Genomic DNA, 19,090 nt, shown 5'->3' with positions numbered 1-19,090 from the left:
GATTAAGGCTGCTTCACTAACGCTCAGAATGGCAAGTTGGGATTTTCGAATTATGGGAAACTCTCACTTGAATCATATTAAGCCGCTGAAAGGAGCCCTCCTTATCATGAAGATATTAGTAACCGGAGCCCAGGGTTTCGTAGGCAAAAATCTGATTGCCGAACTGAAAAAGCTTGGCTATATACATATATATGAGTATGACTTGAATACAGATAAAGCATTACTTGATACCTGTACCAGGGACTGCGACTTCGTATTTCATCTGGCCGGGGTTAACCGCCCGCGGGAAGAAAGCGAATTTGATACTGGCAACAGAGAATTTACCGCTGAACTGCTGGAGTACTTACAGCAACATAATAATACCTGCCCGATAGTATATTCTTCATCTATTCAGGCAGAAAGAGATAATCCTTACGGTATCAGCAAGAAAGCCGCAGAAGACGTACTCATTGTCCATGCACAAACTGCCGGAGCCAAGGTCATGATTTACCGTCTGCTTAATCTTTTCGGCAAATGGTGCCGGCCCAATTATAACAGTGTAGTGGCTACCTTCTGCCATAATATTGCCCGAGGCCTTGATATTATTATTAACGATCCTAATGCAGAAATGACACTTTGCTATATCGATGATGTGGTTAACGAGTTCATCAATGCACTGGAAGGCAATGAAACCAGAGATGGTCAATTCTGCTATGTTGCCCAAACCCACAAAGCGAGACTGGGTGAACTGGCAGACAAGCTGTATGATTTCAAAAGCTGTTTAGAAAGCAATCTGAAACCACTATTGGAAACTGAATTTGATCGAGCACTATACAGCACATATATTTCATACTTGCCGGAAAAGGATACTTGAACACAGCCTTTAGTTATTACGTCTAACACACTGGATACCTGTTTTTGGAGGTTTAATACCATGAAACAATTAAAAGTAATGACAGTCGTAGGAACCAGACCAGAAATCATCAGGCTGTCAGCTGTTATTAATAAATTAGAATCATCAGAAGCCATAGAACACACCCTGGTACATACAGGACAAAATTATGATTACGAATTAAATGAAATCTTTTTCAAAGATTTTAACTTAAGAAAACCTGACTATTTTCTTAATGCTGCCATTGGAACAGCAGTAGAAACCATAGGAAATATCCTTATTAAAATTGACCCTATAATGGAGGAAGTAAAACCAGATGCTTTCCTGGTACTGGGAGACACCAACAGCTGCTTATGCGCCATAGCAGCGAAGAGAAGACATATTCCCATATTCCATATGGAAGCCGGCAACAGATGTTTTGATCAAAGGGTGCCGGAAGAAAGCAATAGAAAAATAGTCGATCATATAGCCGACATAAACCTAACCTATAGTGATATTGCCAGGGAATATTTGCTAAGAGAAGGCCTGCCAGCAGCTAGAATCATTAAAACCGGCAGTCCGATGATTGAAGTGCTCAACTCCAGGAAAGAAGATATTGAGAACTCAAATGTCCTGGAACGCTTGGAACTGCAAGAAGGCAAATACTTCGTAGTGTCAGCCCACAGAGAGGAAAATATTAATTCAGAGACAAACTTCCTCGACCTGGTGGATAGCTTAAATGCGATAGCGGATAAATACAAGTTTCCTATTATAATGAGTACCCATCCCAGAACAAAAAACATGATAGAGGCAAAACAGATAGTATTCAATCCTCTGATAAAAACCATGAAACCTTTAGGGTTTAATGACTATGTTAAGCTGCAAACCAAAGCCAAAGCCGTACTCAGTGACAGCGGCACTATAAGCGAAGAATCATCAATCCTGGGCTTCAGAGCACTTAATATAAGGCAAGCCCACGAACGGCCAGAAGCTATGGAAGAGGCAGCGGTGATGATGGTGGGGTTAAATAAGGAGAGAATAATGCAAGGGCTGGAGGTTTTAGAGAAGCAAGAAAAAGATACTTTACGGCTTGTGGTAGATTATAATATGCCCAATGTAGCTGATAAGGTTCTGAGAATAATCCTGTCTTATTCGGATTATGTGAATAGAGTTGTTTGGGGGAACTATTAATCAAGGTGTTGTCAAAAGCGGGATTTTAAGATTCATCCATTGGTACAGAGCATGCAGCCTTTTGGATTATAACAAACTCCAAAAAAGAATACATTCTGTATTCTGTCTGACAGCGGAGCTCTCTAGGAGAAAAGTGCTAGCTTGGGTTTCGCCGGAATCCCACTGATATCCCAACTGAGAGACCGGAGGTTCTTGATAAGGGAAAAGTTGTAATTGGCGGAATAACCAGAACAGATGTCGAACAGGCGATTAAACTTGCCAGAGCAATGCAGGAGTACCACGAACCAACGGTTCTAGCACCTGGCTATTATAGATACAAATGTATCAGTTAAGGTAGTTAAGATCATTCAGAGTTATACGAAGATAATTGATAAAGTGGTGTGGGGGGAATTATAGAATGATGAACATATTAGTTTACGTTAGACCAGCAACAACTGATTTTTATTTAAAGTTAGTAAAAACAGCTTACCCCCATGCTAATATAGTAACTGTATCTGATTTTAAACATAACGGCGACATATGGTTTGGTGATTATATTTATCAACTTGCTTACAAAGAACAGTATTTTTCGGATGAGATTATGCGTGATATACGAATGCGCTGCCGTTTTCTGAGACTTTTTCAGAGTGATATGGCAGATGGATTAGTTAATAACTTAGCGTATGGTTTATATAAATATTTTTCAAGTCATGATATTGATATTGTTATGGGAGGGTTAATTGATAATTATACCCAGGATGTGCTTGAAAGAATTGCAGTTGAAAGGAAGATACCTTATATATCTTTTGTAAGACATTTTTTTAGTGGTTATTGCCGTATTTCTGCACGAGGTGAATTACGTAAAATGCCTCGTGTTGTAACAAATGAAGAAGTAAGTTTATCATTGAAGCAAATAATGCAAGAGAGTTTCAAACCAGATTTTAAATTGAATAGACCTAAAAGCACCAAAGAGATGTATTATTTCTATTTTCGGGAACTGCTTAAAAAGAATTTATATTTTCCTTTGAAAAGAAATATTGAACGTGATCCACACAATTATCATTACAATACAACACTTCCAAGAAATTGGTCGTTTTCTTCGGTCATTTTCAAAGATGATAAGAAGTATTTCCGCACACTTGAAAATTTGCCATCACATATTGATGAAAATGCGGTATATATACCGTTACATTTTTCACCGGAGGCGACAGTAGATTATTGGGCTGATAATCCAAGATTTGCTTTACAAGAGGAAACAATTCTGGAATTAGCAACGCAAACGCCAGCACACATTCAGTTGCTAATAAAAGAACATCCTGCCATGTACTTGCGTAGGCGCATTGATTTTTATGAAAGATTAAAAGACTACAATAATGTAACTTTGATACATCCATATGAATCCAGTAACAGATTATTAAATATAGTTCAGAATGTACTCGTATTTACAGGGTCTGTGGGGGTGGAGGCATTACTTAGGGGCAAGAGAGTATTGACAGTTACTAAAAATTATTATTCTGATTTGCATCCTAACATATTTAAAATATCTCAAATTAATGATGAGGCTATAAGACTAAAACTGCAAACTTATTCACAGGAGCAGTTTATTCATGATATTTTACAGGGTTTATTTAAGGCAGACTTCTACAATGACAAAACAATAGATAAAAGTGACATTGAATCTATGAGCAGAAATTTTAAAGACTACATGAACGCATTTATGCAGGAGAAAATAGTTGTTTAAGAAAATCGATATAGCAGGTTTAAGCTTTGCAAAAACTGCATCAGTACTTTTTTTAATTACATTAGCTGTTAAAATACTTGGCTTATTTCGTGAAATACTGATGGCTGCTTACATTGGGATGAATCAATCTACCGACGCCTACAATATAGCTATTCTGGCAGCCAGTATAATTACTGGTATTGCTGGTATAGCTATAGGATCTTCACTTATTCCTGTTTTAGCAAGTATAGCTTCTGAAAAAGGTGAAGAAGAACAAGAACAGTTCTTTTCAAATGTTTTTTGGACTTTAATGATAATCGCATTTGTGTCTGCAGGAATAGTTTATGTATTCGCTGTGCCTGTAATAAAGGTTCTGGCACCGGGCTTTGATGAAGCCACTGTTAGATTATCCGCAAACTTATTTCAAATTGGCTTTATTAAGATAAATGCGATAGTTGCAGCAGCTTTATTTACGCAATATTTGAATTACAAGAATTGCTTTTATTCTCCGATGATAGCAGCCTCAATAGGAACTGTAGTATTGGTTGGGTATTTTATTGTTGTTAGGAATTTCGCCAATGTATCTACTTTAATGATGATGACCGTAATTACTTACGTGATTCAGATGTTATGGATGGTTCCGGCCCTAGTAAGAAATGGATTTAGGTTGAGATTATACTGGAACTTAAAAGATCCAAATTTAATTTCATTTTTTTCATTAGCTTTACTAGCTGTATTTAATTATCTTGCTCAGCAGATTGGAATTATGGTAAACAGAGGTTTAGCCTCCCAACTGACCGTGGGCAGTATTTCGGCTTTAAACTACGCGAATAGCATAGTGATGATGATAAATATGACTGTTTCTCTTAGTATCGCTACAGTTATTTATCCGCGTTTGGCAGAAGCCCTAAGTAAAAAATCAATGGAAATGGCAATTGCAATTTTTAGACAAGGTATTTTACTGGCTAGCATTCTTCTACTACCTGCGTTGGTTGGGCTCATTCTTCTAGCAGCACCAATTAGCGCAGCGCTATTTGAGAGAGGGTTATTTACTGCCGATAATACAGCTATGACAGCTCAGGCATTATGTGGCTATTCTATAGGAATAATAGCATACGCTTTTTATGAACTATCCAGTAGGTTTTTTTACTCTATGAAAGATACCAAAACGCCAATGATGGCTGCATTTGCAGGCGTTTTAACAATGATTATGTTAAGTTTTTGGCTATACAAACCATTGGAACTACTTGGATTGTCTTTGTCTACATCTGCGATGCAGATTGTTATGGCAGTCATACTTCTAGCCATCATAAACTACAAAAATGAAGAGATATTCAATAAGGAATTGCTTGTGAAAATTTTAATAGTAACAATTTCTGCCTTGACAATGGGACTTGTGTTATTTTCTGTTAGAAATATCATTATTATTCCACCATTGGGAGGGGTTATGGATTTAACATTTAAAATAATCTTTGCGATTTGTGTATACACAGGGAGTTTACACTTCTTCTCTTGCAAAAATGGATATAAAACTTGATATGTTGAGGGGGTTATGAAGTTTAGTAGGGTGATAGTAATAGAAATAATATTCAGTTCCTAGTGATAAAAATAAACACGGGGGGAAGAGAATTGCGATAATGATTATCTGTAAGCGAACATTTTTTTTCGATGGATTCTTGTTGTTATTTTTAATTGACATGCTGTTGAGCCCTTTGTTAGCGGCATTAGGACTTGGTATGGGACTAATCGATAATCCCAATTATTATATGCGTTATATTTATTTAATTACTTTTGCTTGGGTCTTGGCATTCCACATTATTTTAAATAAGAATGTGAAATTTAACATTGTATCTGTTGCTTTTGCTATTTTGATGCCAATAGGGATGATTTTGGGATTAATACAAGGTAATTTCGGAAAAGAGTTTATTGTGCATATTTATACTGTTATAATGCCGATTTTTGCAATGTCGTTTGGCTGGTATTTTATTGAAGTTTATTTATTGGAACCAAAGATCCAATTAAAAATGAAAAGAATATTTTATATGACCTTATTTACAGGAATAGTTGCAACGTTTATATTTAGATTAGGTTATGTTTCGGGAAATGCAGTTTATAATGCTGTGGGAATGTGGAATTATACAATGGCCATGCCATATTTTCTGGTAACCGAAGCAAAAGTGCTATTTTCTGCCCTGGGCTTATTGGGTACTATTGTAGCAGGAAAAAGAATAGGGATTCTTGTAGTAATAGTATATTTTTTGATTTATATAATCTTATTAAAAGGAAATATTATAAAAAAATTTAAAATTATATTAACAATAGCACTGTTGAGCATTGTTATTATTCCAGTATTACTTGATGCGGATATTCTAAATAGAATAATATATACATTCACACAATTGTTTGTAGAAGGCGATCTAGAAAGTGCGTCTGCGGGAAGAACTAGCGAAATTATTGCAGTATTTTCATATATTTCACAGTATTTCGGAAACTTTATTTTTGGCTCAGGCTTCGGAAGTAAGGTAATGGTATTTGAAGGCTTTTATCGACATTATTCACATTTTACTCCGCTTAGCTATTTACTAATTGGCGGTGTGCTTTTGCCACTGATAGTTTATCTCTTCTTTATCAAAACGGGGATTATGTTATTAAATAAAGTAAATAAAAAAACCTTGCCGAAAGAAAGTTGGTTCTTTGTTTTAATCTTTTGGGGAATTTTGATTTCATCTTTGACGGGAGCTGTTTTGTTTAATTACACTACTTTGTGGATATTTATTGGATGTGCATGGAGACTTAACACGGATAGTATGAATGCCAAAATTTGTACTTGATAATAAAAGATGGTCGTTTATAGCATTAATACGAGTAGAAATGAAAACACAAGTGTAACAAATTTAAGATTTTATAATGAAGAACAATAGAATAGCTTATATGTACTATAGTTACCAAGAACGAGGTTAATCTGACGGGCCAACATGCAAAAGTGATGTATTTAGCATGAGATACCAATTTGGCTCATTGCTGAATGGGTAAGGAGAATACTAAACCATATGACGACCGAAACGAATTAAAAAATGTGGTAATTGAAGATTATTGTTGGATAGCATTAAACACTATTATTTTACCGGGAGTAACCTTGGGGAAAGGATCTGTTGTTGCTGCTGGGGCTGTGGTAACGAAATATGTCCCACCATTTGCAGTAGTAGCTGGGAATCCAGCTACTGTAGTTAAATATCGCAACAAAAAAAGGTTTGATCAAATTATTAATACCCCTTGGTTTGCTTCCCATAAAAACAATAGTACTTATAATCCATTTAGGATTAGCTAGCAACCTGTGTTAATATTTAGCTCCCAATAGCCACAAAACAAAGCAAATTTATAAGATGACTTTTAAAAAATACAGGGAAAAGTACAACTTATTTTTTGGCCAAATTGTTTGCAATGTTTATGATCGATGCTACCGAGGAGAAGAACTTAATTGTTGAATAATCTGCTTATAACATAAACAGGAGGACAAAATGAAAACATTAGTCACTGGAGCGGATGGCTTCATAGGAAGTCACCTTGCAGAAGAAATGGTACATCAAGGCAAGCAGGTAAAAGCTTTTGTTTTTTATAATTCATTTAATAGTTGGGGATGGCTTGATACATTACCTAAACATTTATTGGATGAAATCGAAGTTTTTACGGGGGATATTCGCGACCCTAATGGCGTCCGTGAAACAATGAAAAATGTGGATGAGGTTTTTCACCTTGCAGCTTTAATCGCAATTCCATTTAGTTATCATTCACCAGATTCCTATGTTGATACCAACATTAAGGGTATGCTAAATATTCTGCAGGCAGCCAAGGATTTGGGAACTAAAAGGGTTTTGGTTACCTCAACATCAGAAGTATATGGTACTGCACAGTATGTGCCTATTGATGAGAATCATCCATTTCAAGGACAATCTCCATATTCTGCAACAAAAATAGGTGCTGATAGATTAGCAGAGAGTTTTTATCGCAGCTTTGAAATGCCTATTACTATAGTAAGACCATTTAACACGTATGGCCCCCGCCAATCAGCGCGAGCAGTAATTCCAACAATTATAACCCAACTATTATCAGGCATGGAAGAAATAAAGTTGGGTTTACTTACTCCAACCAGAGATTTTAATTACGTAAAAGATACCGTCCAGGGTTTTGTTGATATAGCTAATTCTGATAAAACTATAGGACATGAGATTAATATAGCGACACAGCACGAGATCTCAATTGGGCAACTAGCACAGGAGTTAATAAATCAAATTAACCCTGATGCCAGAATAATTTGTGATGAACAACGTTTACGACCGAAAAAAAGCGAGGTTAATCGGCTTCTGGGTTCCAATGAAAAAATTAAGAGGCTTACCAATTGGGAACCTCGATATAGCCTAAAAGAAGGCTTGGCTGAAACCATTGCATTTTTTAAACAGAATCTCACTCGATACAAAGCCAACATCTATAACATATAATTGAGGAGGTGTTTTCTTGGGTGAATTCATACCACTTTCAGTTCCGAATCTTAAAGGAAATGAACTGAAATATATTATAGATGCAGTTGAAAAAGAATGGGTTTCCACCGGTGGAGCCTATATTGACAGATTTGAAAAAGAATTTGCTGACTATCTGAATGTTAAAACGGCGGTTGCCTGTCAAAGCGGTACAGCAGGATTACATCTGGCTTTAGTTCTGTCGGGAATCGAAGCAGATGATGAAGTCATCGTTCCTACCTTGACATTCATTGCTGCGGTAAATCCAGTAAAATATCAGCATGCACACCCCATTTTTATGGATTGTGATGACACTTTATGCATGGATATATTGAAACTGAAAGCATTTTGCCAGCATGAGTGCGATTTTATTGACAATAAGCTGATCAACAAATCCACCGGCAGACCTATAAAGGCTGTTATAGTGGCGCACATTTTTGGCAATATGGCCGATATGTCCACACTTATGGATATTGCAGGAAAATATAATCTTAAAGTGATTGAGGATGCGACCGAGGCACTGGGAAGTTACTATACAGATGGCAGATATAAAGGCAAATATGCAGGGACAATTGGTGATATAGGTGTGTATTCGTTTAACGGCAATAAAATCATTACTACCGGTGGTGGGGGAATGATGATTTCAACGGATGAACATACAATACATAAAGCCAAGTATCTTTCTACCCAGGCCAAGGATGATGCCATTCAATTTATTCATAACGAAGTCGGCTATAATTACCGCATGACGAATCTTCAAGCTGCCGTAGGTGTTGCTCAGTTGCAACAACTTGAAGATTTCTTGTTAATAAAGAAAAAAAACTATAACATATATAAAAAGGCCATAGAAAATGAAATGAAAGGTTTCCGACTATTAAATTTTTGTAAGGAAATAAGACCGAACTATTGGTTTTATTCTTTATATATTGAGGATATTAACCGATATTCAAAGGAAAACATCATGCAAAGCCTGGCCAATGAGAGTATACAAACTCGTCCCATTTGGAAACTTGTTCATGAGCAAAGGCCGTACTTGCATAATCAAACTTACAAGATCGAAACCGCTCCCGGATACTATAATAGGATCGTAAATATTCCTTGCAGCACTAATCTTTCTGTGGAGCAAATAGATAAAGTGGTAAATGCTCTCAAGAATATTTAATAAATGGGTTGAAAGATAATTTATTTGGAAGTGATGAGGGTAAGATGAAGAGTATTGGGATATTGGGTGCATCAGGATTTGCTCGGGAAGTAGCGGATATCTGCGAGGCCATGGGTTATGATAATATTATTTTAATTAATGGCAATACCCAGTCTGACGTTTATCACGATTATAAAGTGCTTGCCGAGAAAAACCTGGAACAATTAAGATCTGAAAATTATAGCTTTATAATTGGCATAGGAGCCAATCATATCCGGAGACAAATTGCACAAAAGTATCCGGACTTGGATTATGTCAATGTTATTCATCCTTCTGCGACATTTGGAGTCAAGCAATGGATGCGAATCAATAAAAGCGTTGGCAATATTGTCGCAGCAGGTGTTAGATTTACGTGTAATATAGAAATTGGTAATTTTAATATATTTAATCTGAATTCAACAATTGGCCATGATTGCATCATAGGTAATTATGTGAACCTGTCTCCTGGAGTAAATGTTTCCGGCAATGTGTCTATCGGGGCCAATACTTTTATTGGGACGAATGCTTCGATTCTGCCGGGTAAATCTTTGTATGATAAATTAGTCATTGGTCAAAACGTTCAAATAGGAGCAGGGGCAGTAGTTGTAGAGTCTGTTCGGAGTGATGCCATCGTAATGGGAGTGCCGGCCAAGGAAAGAACCTCTATCTGACCAAAGTATTACTATTAAAACGGGTCGACGATGGAAACTGATGAGGTGGTTTATGAAAACAGCTGTGTTAACTGTTGTGTACCAAGGAGTTGAACCTTATATCCATGATTTTTTAATTTCCTTGCAGAGTCAGACAGATAATGATTTTGATCTTGTCCTTGTAGATGATGGATTTTACCAATTGCAGGATTGTTTGAGCCATTTCAGCATTCGTAGCAGGGTTTTGTATTTTGAAGGCTCTTTTGTGGGTATTCGAAAACAAGCGATAAGGTGGCTGGCAGCAGAAGACTATGATTATGTGGTTTTTGCTGATTCTGATGATTATTTTGATTGGCAGAGAATTAAGATTTGCAAGGAATTATTGAATACTTATGATCTGGTATGCAATGAACTTGTCTTATTTGGGGCCAACCTATTCGGAATGATACCGATGGCATCCTCCCGATTTTATGAAGGACAGGAAATATCTGCAGATCATTTATGGTATGGTAATATTATGGGGATGTCGAATACTGGAGCCAGACTAGCTCATATTATACCTTATATTGATATGATTCCGGATGATATCGTTGCATTAGACTGGATGCTCTATTCATTGGCACTGTTGCATCTAAATACATGTGTATTTACCAAGAGAACTAAAACCTATTATCGTCAGCATACCAACAATATTGCCGCACCCCAGAATTACTCGGAAGAACAGATTATTCGGGGTGTGAGAATTAAATGCTATCATTATCAGATCCTTGCCAGGTATAAGGAGGACTATTATGATTATGCAAAACAATATCAGCGCTTATTGACAGATTTAGACAATGTAGGATTTAGGGAAAAGTATTGTCGGGCAGTGCGGACTTTTGCTCCTTCATATCCGTTATGGTGGGAAGCAATCAAATTAGCGGAGGAGTTGGATTTATGAAAATTGGACAGAGAATAATTGCGAATTTTGAATCACCTTACATAATTGCTGAATTAGGGGCAAATCACAACGGTCAAATGGAATTGGCTCGTCAAATGATTGATCAAGCTGTAGAATGTGGTTGTCATTGCGTAAAATTTCAATCATGGACGAAAGACAGCATCTTTGCCAAACAGGTTTATGAGGAAAACTATTTCCTGACGGATGACTACCGCAACCGTGAGGATTATACCCTGGAGAGCATTATTGAAGAATATAGTTTCTCAGAGGCTGAATTAATGGGAATGAGAAATTATTGCCTGAAAGTGGGAGTAGATTTTGCCAGTACACCCTTTTCTGAAAAAGAAGTGGATTTTCTGGTTGAACATTTAAAGGTGTCGTTTATAAAAGTAGCCTCCATGGATCTAAATAACTATCCCTTTTTGGATTATATTGCCAGAAAAAATTTGCCCGTGATGTTATCAACCGGGTTAAGTACACTGTCAGAAATTGACCAGGCAATTCGCGTAATCGAAAGTGCCGGGAACGGACAAATTATTCTCCTGCATTGTGTTTCCGTTTATCCTCCCGATGATCGTGAAGTGAATCTGAATAACATGGATATGCTTCGATTAAATTATCCGGAGTATCCGGTGGGTTTTTCCGACCACACCATCGGATTTGAAATTCCTCTAGCGGCTGTGGCCAAAGGTGCATGCGTCATTGAAAAGCATTATACACTTGATAAAAATATGGATGGCTGGGATCATAAAGTTTCCGCTACCATGGAAGAAATGAAGATCATTGTAAACGGTTCGCAACGGGTCAACCATGCTTTAGGGACTTATAGAAGAGAAGTTTCTAAAGAGGAACAGATGAAAAAACCGGCGTTCAGACGCAGCTTTGTGGCTGCCCGTTTTATACCGGCTGGAGCAATTATCAAAAGGGAAGACCTTACATTAAAAAGACCGGGAACCGGAATAGAACCTCAATATTTGAACTTTGTTTTGGGAAGAACGACCAAGCACGATATTGAGTATGACAAAGTTATTCAGATGGAGGATTTGGTATGATTGCAATCATTCCTGCACGGGGTGGCTCCAAAGGTGTTCCCAATAAAAATATCAAATTATTTTGCGGCGTTCCCTTGATTGTCTATACAATTCGGGCTGCCAAACTGGCTGAAAGCGTTTCTAGGATCATCGTTTCCACTGATTCAGATCAGATCGCAGAGATTGTGAGACGGGAAGGGGCAGAAATCCCGTTTATGCGGCCAAATCATCTGGCTTCAGATACTGCATTGGCTTTAGATACATATATTTATACGTGTGAAAGATTAATGGAAACCGAGGGAATCGAGATTGAAAGTTTTATGGTTCTTCAACCTACATCACCCTTGCGTACGCAAGAGGATATTGATGAAGCATATAAAATCTTTAAGCAAAATGACGCGGATTCAATAATATCTGTCAGTGAAGCCCTTCATCCTCCGGCGTGGTTTAGATATATTGATGAATCAGGCAGGCTTCGTGCATATGATAATCTAATAAAAGGGGACGTTAAAAACCGCCAGGATTACCTTCAAGCCTTTATACCTAATGGGGCAATTTTCATTTTTAAATACCTATTTTTAAAGAATACCCGTAGTTATTATTCCAACAAAACATATCCATATATCATGCCCCCGGAAAGGTCGATAGACATCGATAATCCAATCGATTTTTCGTTTGGCGAGTTTCTTTATAAAAACAATCAGCAAAATTGACTGATTTAGTTGATATTTATTTAATAATTTTTCAGGGGGCCGAGGAATGAATTATTATTCCAAATTAATCATGAAAGAAAATACAAGTTTGATTAAAGCATTGAAATATATGGATGAGGGCGGATATGGTGTCATCTTTATAACTGACGAACAAGAGATTCTTCTCGGGGTGCTTACAGATGGGGATGTCAGGAAAGCATTATTGAGGGGGGTAAATTTAGAAACCCCAGTTTATGATGTAATGAACAGAAACTATATCTCAATTCTGATTGATGAACCAAGAGAGTTGGGAGAAATGCTTTTAAGAAAACTGAAGAGAAAGCATTTGCCTGTTCTGGATTCAAATCATAAACTGATGGATATCATCTTGTTGGATGAAAAAGAATTTAAGATTATCGATAATCCGGTAATTTTAATGGCGGGTGGATTGGGAACCAGACTGTATCCTTTAACAGATGAGTGCCCCAAACCTTTGTTGAAGGTTGGTAAAAAACCGATTTTGGAGAGAATTATAGAAAAATTCAAATCGTACGGTTTTATCAATTTTTATTTTTCGGTAAATTATAAAGCTGATATGATTAAAAAGTATTTCGGTAACGGAGAAAAATGGGGCATTAACATTTCTTATATACAGGAGACGTTTAAAATGGGAACGGCTGGAGCTCTTTCCCTGATTAAAAATCAGGTGGATAAACCATTGTTTGTCATGAATGGCGATATTATGACTGATATCAATTATAAAAGTTTACTCGATTTTCATCATGAAAATAATGCTTTTGCGACAATGTGTGTCCGTGAATATACGATGGAAATCCCCTTCGGAACAGTCAATATAAATATGAACAGGATTGTAAATATACAAGAGAAACCCAAAGAAAGCTTCTTCATTAATGCCGGCATATATGTATTAGACGCACAGGCTCTGCAATACATACCAGACGATAAAAAATATGATATGCCCGAGTTGTTCGCTTTGCTAAAAGAAAAAGACTATGATCTATATGCCTTCCCGATCAGGGAATACTGGATGGATATTGGCCATATGGAAGATTATATTAAAGCTAACCAGAAAATGGAGTAGGTATGATTATTCCAGACCTTGGTTTTCGAGGAGCATATTTTAAAAAGAACCTCACTTATAACATGAGATTAAGGAGGTATGCAGAAGCTTTTCAATTGATAAAATCAATAGATGATTAAGGATAATTATCACTTCATTCGAGCAGAATAAGCTGATACCGCTGATGATTGCTTAAAGAATAAAGAACTGTCTTTATGGCGATTATGTGAAGTATTTACGAGAAGATGTATTATGGTATTAATGAGGGTGCTGCTTCTTAAAAAATTCATAATCATAGCTGGAATTTGAGGTAAATCTAAATGCCCAGACTAATAACCGGAGGAGTAGGCTACACAATAGGTTCTCATAGTGAAATATTTATTAGTTGTGAATGCATGTTTAGAAGGATTTTAAAAAAGGGGAGAAGATTAAATGAAGAGGAAGAAGCTTCTCATTCTTGGTGGAACCGGCATGATAGGTCATGGCCTCTTTTATGAACTATCCAAATGTACCGATTTTGATGTCTATGCCACAGCACGCAGCGATAATAATTTGGAGCAGTGGTTTCCACCTGAGTTAAGGCAAAAGATTAGAGTTAATGTTGATGCAGATAATTTTGATACGGTTATTCGGGCTATGGCATCCATTCAACCGGATATCGTTATTAATTGTATAGGTTTGATTAAACAATTGCCCCTTGCCAATGACCCACTGTCAGCTATTACCTCTAATTCTTTGCTTCCTCATCGGGTATCTTTGGTTTGCCGTACTGCCGGTGCGCGGATGATTCAGGTTAGTACAGACTGTGTTTTTAATGGCAGTAAAGGCAATTACACCGAGAATGACCCTTCTGATGCTACCGACCTGTATGGAAGATCCAAATTTCTGGGGGAGGTAGAGTATCCGCATTGTGTTACCTTGCGAACTTCAATAATTGGGCATGAGCTGAAAGGCAAGCTGGGATTGATTGAATGGTTTCTGGCTCAGGAAGGCACGATAAACGGATTTACTCGGGCTATTTATTCAGGAATTCCTACGGCGGAGTTTGCCCGGGTGATTAAGGATTATGTTCTTCCTAATCCCCAGTTGAGCGGACTATATCATGTATCTGCTGAGCCTATTTCCAAGTATGATCTGTTAAAGCTGGTTGCCAAGCGCTATTCCAAGGAAATAGAGATTAAGCCATTTGATGATATATTCAATGACCGGTCGCTGGATTCTTCCCGATTTAGGGAGGCTACAGGGTACAAGCCACCTGCCTGGGAGGAACTGGTGGATATGATGTATCGAAATTATGTGACTATGCAGAAGTATTATAGATAATTAGTAAAAAAGAGACTTCATTTACCTTTGTAAACCGTTTGACCATTCGCAAGAAATGAAAGTAGTTGATAAAATGATAAAATTATTAATTAAGCGATTTATTGATATAGTTGTTTCTATAGTTGCCTTACCGGTATTCTCTCCGCTTTTTGTAATCGTGCCTATATTGATTATTATTGAAGATGGACTACCGGTACTTTTTGTTCAAGAACGAGCCGGGTTAAATGGCAAGGCTTTTAACATCTATAAGTTTAGAACTATGAGACTGGCAACAGATAGCATGGATGTATCTGATATAGATAGAATTCTGAAAATTGGAGCATGGCTTCGGTCAACAGGGCTTGATGAACTACCACAATTTTTCAACATTTTAAAGGGGGAAATGAGTGTAGTGGGACCAAGACCCACTCTATTGAGCCAAGTTGAGCAATATGATAATAATCAGTTTAGGCGTCTATCGATGAAACCGGGAGTAACTGGATGGACTGCTATAAATGAAGGGCACAATTCTAGCTGGGATGAACGAATAGCCATGGACTTATGGTATGTTGAGAATTTTAGTATTGGCTTGGATATTTTAATAATATTAAAAACACCGTTAGTAATGATGCTGGGTAGACCTGCTTACTTTGATCAAGTTAGAGTTGAGGCAGCAGCAAGCTCTGATATTAAAGATGACTAAAATAGAATATTAATATGCAGGAGTAGAAATAAATGGAAGTATCTTTCTACAAGCATGGAGATAAAAGACATATATTATCATTATTTCAAAGTTCATTTAAACGTCCTATGTCGCAAAATTATTGGCGATGGAGATTTCAGCAGCTGGAGAGAGCAGATCAGCTAATATTGCTAGCTTGGGAAAATGACATTTTAGTCGGGCATTATGCGGTGTCTCCGGTAAATATTGCATTCAAAAGTGAAACATTACCTGCTGCTTTGTCACTGACCACAATGGTTCATCCAAATTGGCAAAGAAGAAATATTTTCACTTATTTAGCTTCTAAACTATATGAAAAATTATGGGAAGAGGGCTACAAGTGTGTGTTTGGATTTCCAAATAATAGTTCTTTTAAAGGCTTTACAAGCAAGCTGAATTGGACAGCTATTAATGATATTATAAAACTTCGGTGTATAATACCGCATAGCAAACCAAAAGGCAGTTGCGTGGTTTCCATATGCGATACTTTTACATTAGAACATAATACACTAATTAGCAGGTTTTATGACAACAAAATTATGGTTGAACGCAATTTGCAGTACTTAAAGTGGCGATATTTATATCATCCTATTAATAAATATTATATTTTTAACTGCTATCATAACCAAGAATTGGTAGCATATTGCGTAACTAGTATGTATGCTACGGAAAATGGAGTTGAATGTCAGTTTGTTGATATGATTGCCAGAACCAATAGTTATGCAGAACAACTGCTGTTGGAAGTTATCAGATACTATTTTAATAGAAACGTATTTATATTTACTATTTGGTCATCCCTTGGTTCTGAAAAATTGAAAATGCTGCTGGAAATGGGGTTTGAAAAAACAAACGAGGTGACCCATTTTGGTGGGTTATTTAAAGGCCAAATCAGTGATATGAATATCTTTTATGAAAAGGATAGTTGGTATCTAACCATGGGTGATTCAGACGTTTACTAAATAAATTACAGAAAGACGGGGTATAAGTGCGAAGTGCAATGATTATTGCTCCACATCCTGATGACGAGATTCTTGGCGTTGGTGGGACAATTTCAAAGTTAGTAAAGCATGAATGGGAAGTAACCGTGGTAATTGTAACGAAGGGTTATCCACCGATGTTTGAACATGAATTAGTCGAGAAAGGAAGAACTCAAGCACGAGAAGCACATCAGTATCTAGGTGTAAAAGATACGGTGTTTCTAGAGGCTTTTCCAGCCGCAATGCTCGACCAAGTTGCCCATTCAGACCTAAATTGTGCAATATGTGGAGTTATGGATAAGATTAAGCCGCAATTATTGTTTGTTCCATTTGTAGGGGATATTCATAATGACCACCAACTGGTGTTTTTATCCGCACTGGTTGCATCAAGACCGGTTGGAAGTAGCGTGCCTAGGAAAGTGTTAGCTTATGAAACGTTATCCGAAACATTTTGGAATGCGCCTTATCTTGCTCCAGCATTTGCACCCAATGTCTTTGTGAATATATCGGAAGAATTGGAACAAAAGCTTCAGGCAATGAGTATATACAGTTCGCAGCTAAAAGAATTTCCTGAGCAACGATCAATACAGGCAATGAAAGCTTTGGCTGAATTAAGAGGTAGTACGATAAACGTTAAGGCAGCGGAGAGTTTTGTGTTAATAAGAGATATTGTTTATTAATTCAATATGGATAATCTCTGGATTCCAGTTCGTCTAATAATATTGAATGGAAATATGATTACATGAATATTCTATACCTTTCAATTTTATATCCTCAGGGAGATCAAAACGACAATCTATATACAATGCTGGTAAGAGAATTAAAACAACAGGGTCATAACATAACTGTAGTAGTTGCAGATGAGGCCAGAAGTATTGATAAGACCGGCCTTGCACTTGAAAATGGTATTGAAGTTTTAAGGGTAAGAGTAGGAGACCAGTTTGGAGTGAGTTTTATTAAAAAGGGTATTACTACTCTTAAAATTGAGCCTTTGCTAATATCTGCTATTAAGAAACATTTATTATCAAAAAACTTTGATGTTGTTTTGTATTCAACGCCACCTGTGACTTTTGCAAATGTTGCAAAATTCTGCAAGAAAGTGTATAAATGTCAATCCTATCTCATGCTCAAAGATATCCTGCCACAAGGTGCAGTAGATCTAGGGTTAATTAATAAAAGAGGTATTATATATAAGGTGTTGCGGAGAAAAGAAGAGAACCTATATAAACTTTCTGACCATATAGGTTGTATGTCACAGGCGAATATTGATTATCTATTAAAGCATAATAAATATCTAAAAAAGGAAAAAATAGAACTGTTTCCTAACACCATTAAGGTACTTCCACAAAAGCCAAAGCCTATAAACTATGTTGCGCGAAAAAAACTAAGACTACCTATTGATAAAACCATATTTGTTTTTGGAGGTAATTTGGGTATTCCTCAGGGGCTAGAGTTTTTAATTGATTGTATAGCAGACCTTCAAAACTATTATGAGGCATTTTTTTTAATCGTGGGAGATGGAACCGAACGAAAAAATATCGAAGCAAAGATTAAACGACTTAAATTAGAAAATGTATTGCTCCTGCAGCGTTTACCAAAAGACGACTACGACAACTTGATTTTAGAATGTGATGTGGGCCTGGTTTCACTCGATAAGAGATTTACCGTGCCAAACTATCCATCCAGAACCTTGGCATATATGGATATGGCTTTACCTATATTGGCGGTGACTGATAAAGCTTCTGATATAAAGGAACTATTGAACGAAGCTCAGTGCGGTTTGTGGGCTTATTCAGGAGAAAAGATTGGCTTTACCGAACAGGTAAAAAACTTATGCGAAAATAAAGAATTGTGCATCCAAATGGGGAAAAACGGTAGAAGATACCTGGAAGAGAAATTTGATGTTTCCAGATCGGTAAAAATATTAGAAGATCATTTTGGAAAATGATTGGCGAATAGGAGTTTGAATGTGGGTTTAATAGAATAGGTGAAAGACGGTGCATAATGTAATCAATTTATGAATCTTACAGAGTCCATAAATGAGGCGGCAGCCAGTAGGGCTTAAATTTACTGATTTAAAGGATTGATAGACTATGAAGCAGGGTAATATTAAACCTTTAATTATTATTGGCGCAGGGGGATTTGGCAGGGAAGTTGCCTGGCTGGTTAATGATATAAATAAACAGAAGCGGGAATGGGAGCTGCTTGGCTTTTTGGATGATGGTAAAAGGGGGCGGACAGTAGAAGGCTATCCTATAATAG

The 19,090-nt window shown here is 37.0% G+C and carries 19 protein-coding genes; all 19 read left to right on the top strand.

Annotated elements, in window-relative coordinates:
- Positions 1 to 106: 106 nt before the first annotated feature.
- Positions 107 to 853, top strand: coding sequence for an NAD-dependent epimerase/dehydratase family protein (locus tag KO464_06940; protein MCC7573109.1), 747 nt, complete (start codon positions 107 to 109; stop codon positions 851 to 853).
- Between the two features lie 60 nt (positions 854 to 913).
- A complete protein-coding gene (gene wecB / locus KO464_06935; protein MCC7573108.1) occupies positions 914 to 2,041 on the top strand; it encodes a UDP-N-acetylglucosamine 2-epimerase (non-hydrolyzing) in 1,128 nt (375 codons plus the stop codon).
- Positions 2,042 to 2,438: 397 nt separating this feature from the next.
- A complete protein-coding gene (locus tag KO464_06930; GenBank protein MCC7573107.1) occupies positions 2,439 to 3,761 on the top strand; it encodes a hypothetical protein in 1,323 nt (440 codons plus the stop codon).
- A complete protein-coding gene (gene murJ / locus KO464_06925; protein ID MCC7573106.1) occupies positions 3,754 to 5,277 on the top strand; it encodes a murein biosynthesis integral membrane protein MurJ in 1,524 nt (507 codons plus the stop codon). The genes KO464_06930 and murJ overlap by 8 nt, the downstream gene beginning before the upstream one ends.
- Before the next feature lie 100 nt (positions 5,278 to 5,377).
- Positions 5,378 to 6,571: a hypothetical protein gene (locus tag KO464_06920; protein MCC7573105.1), complete on the top strand. Its 1,194-nt coding sequence runs from the start codon at positions 5,378 to 5,380 to the stop codon at positions 6,569 to 6,571.
- A 194-nt stretch (positions 6,572 to 6,765) separates the two neighbouring features.
- On the top strand, positions 6,766 to 7,068 hold the full coding sequence (locus KO464_06915) for a hypothetical protein (protein MCC7573104.1): 303 nt from the start codon (positions 6,766 to 6,768) through the stop codon (positions 7,066 to 7,068).
- Positions 7,069 to 7,258: 190 nt separating this feature from the next.
- Positions 7,259 to 8,236 (top strand): NAD-dependent 4,6-dehydratase LegB, encoded by a 978-nt coding sequence (locus tag KO464_06910; protein MCC7573103.1) that lies wholly within the window; start codon positions 7,259 to 7,261, stop codon positions 8,234 to 8,236.
- 16 nt (positions 8,237 to 8,252) lie between these two features.
- A complete protein-coding gene (locus tag KO464_06905) occupies positions 8,253 to 9,416 on the top strand; it encodes a LegC family aminotransferase (GenBank protein MCC7573102.1) in 1,164 nt (387 codons plus the stop codon).
- Between the two features lie 44 nt (positions 9,417 to 9,460).
- On the top strand, positions 9,461 to 10,105 hold the full coding sequence (locus KO464_06900) for an acetyltransferase (protein ID MCC7573101.1): 645 nt from the start codon (positions 9,461 to 9,463) through the stop codon (positions 10,103 to 10,105).
- A 52-nt stretch (positions 10,106 to 10,157) separates the two neighbouring features.
- Entirely contained in the window at positions 10,158 to 11,024 is an 867-nt protein-coding gene (locus KO464_06895) for a glycosyltransferase (GenBank protein ID MCC7573100.1), read from the top strand.
- Positions 11,021 to 12,076 carry an N-acetylneuraminate synthase family protein gene (locus tag KO464_06890; GenBank protein MCC7573099.1) on the top strand — a complete coding sequence of 352 codons (1,056 nt, stop codon included), beginning with the start codon at positions 11,021 to 11,023 and terminating at the stop codon, positions 12,074 to 12,076. The genes KO464_06895 and KO464_06890 overlap by 4 nt, the downstream gene beginning before the upstream one ends.
- Positions 12,073 to 12,768, top strand: a complete 696-nt coding sequence (locus KO464_06885; GenBank protein MCC7573098.1) for an acylneuraminate cytidylyltransferase family protein — start codon at positions 12,073 to 12,075, stop codon at positions 12,766 to 12,768. The genes KO464_06890 and KO464_06885 overlap by 4 nt, the downstream gene beginning before the upstream one ends.
- Before the next feature lie 46 nt (positions 12,769 to 12,814).
- Positions 12,815 to 13,849, top strand: a complete 1,035-nt coding sequence (locus KO464_06880; protein MCC7573097.1) for a nucleotidyltransferase family protein — start codon at positions 12,815 to 12,817, stop codon at positions 13,847 to 13,849.
- Between the two features lie 411 nt (positions 13,850 to 14,260).
- Positions 14,261 to 15,151 (top strand): SDR family oxidoreductase, encoded by an 891-nt coding sequence (locus KO464_06875; protein ID MCC7573096.1) that lies wholly within the window; start codon positions 14,261 to 14,263, stop codon positions 15,149 to 15,151.
- A 55-nt stretch (positions 15,152 to 15,206) separates the two neighbouring features.
- Positions 15,207 to 15,833: a sugar transferase gene (locus tag KO464_06870; protein MCC7573095.1), complete on the top strand. Its 627-nt coding sequence runs from the start codon at positions 15,207 to 15,209 to the stop codon at positions 15,831 to 15,833.
- 32 nt (positions 15,834 to 15,865) lie between these two features.
- Entirely contained in the window at positions 15,866 to 16,810 is a 945-nt protein-coding gene (locus KO464_06865; protein MCC7573094.1) for a GNAT family N-acetyltransferase, read from the top strand.
- Positions 16,811 to 16,848: 38 nt separating this feature from the next.
- A complete protein-coding gene (locus KO464_06860) occupies positions 16,849 to 17,508 on the top strand; it encodes a PIG-L family deacetylase (protein MCC7573093.1) in 660 nt (219 codons plus the stop codon).
- A 62-nt stretch (positions 17,509 to 17,570) separates the two neighbouring features.
- Positions 17,571 to 18,776 carry a glycosyltransferase family 4 protein gene (locus tag KO464_06855; protein MCC7573092.1) on the top strand — a complete coding sequence of 402 codons (1,206 nt, stop codon included), beginning with the start codon at positions 17,571 to 17,573 and terminating at the stop codon, positions 18,774 to 18,776.
- Positions 18,777 to 18,936: 160 nt separating this feature from the next.
- On the top strand, positions 18,937 to 19,090 hold a 154-nt coding region (locus KO464_06850; protein ID MCC7573091.1), incomplete at its 3' end, for a transferase.

This window comes from Methanofastidiosum sp. (assembly GCA_020854815.1).
GTDB lineage: Archaea > Methanobacteriota_B > Thermococci > Methanofastidiosales > Methanofastidiosaceae > Methanofastidiosum.
The sequence above is the reverse complement of the archived record's forward strand: the minus strand, read 5'-3'. Positions and strand labels throughout refer to the sequence as shown.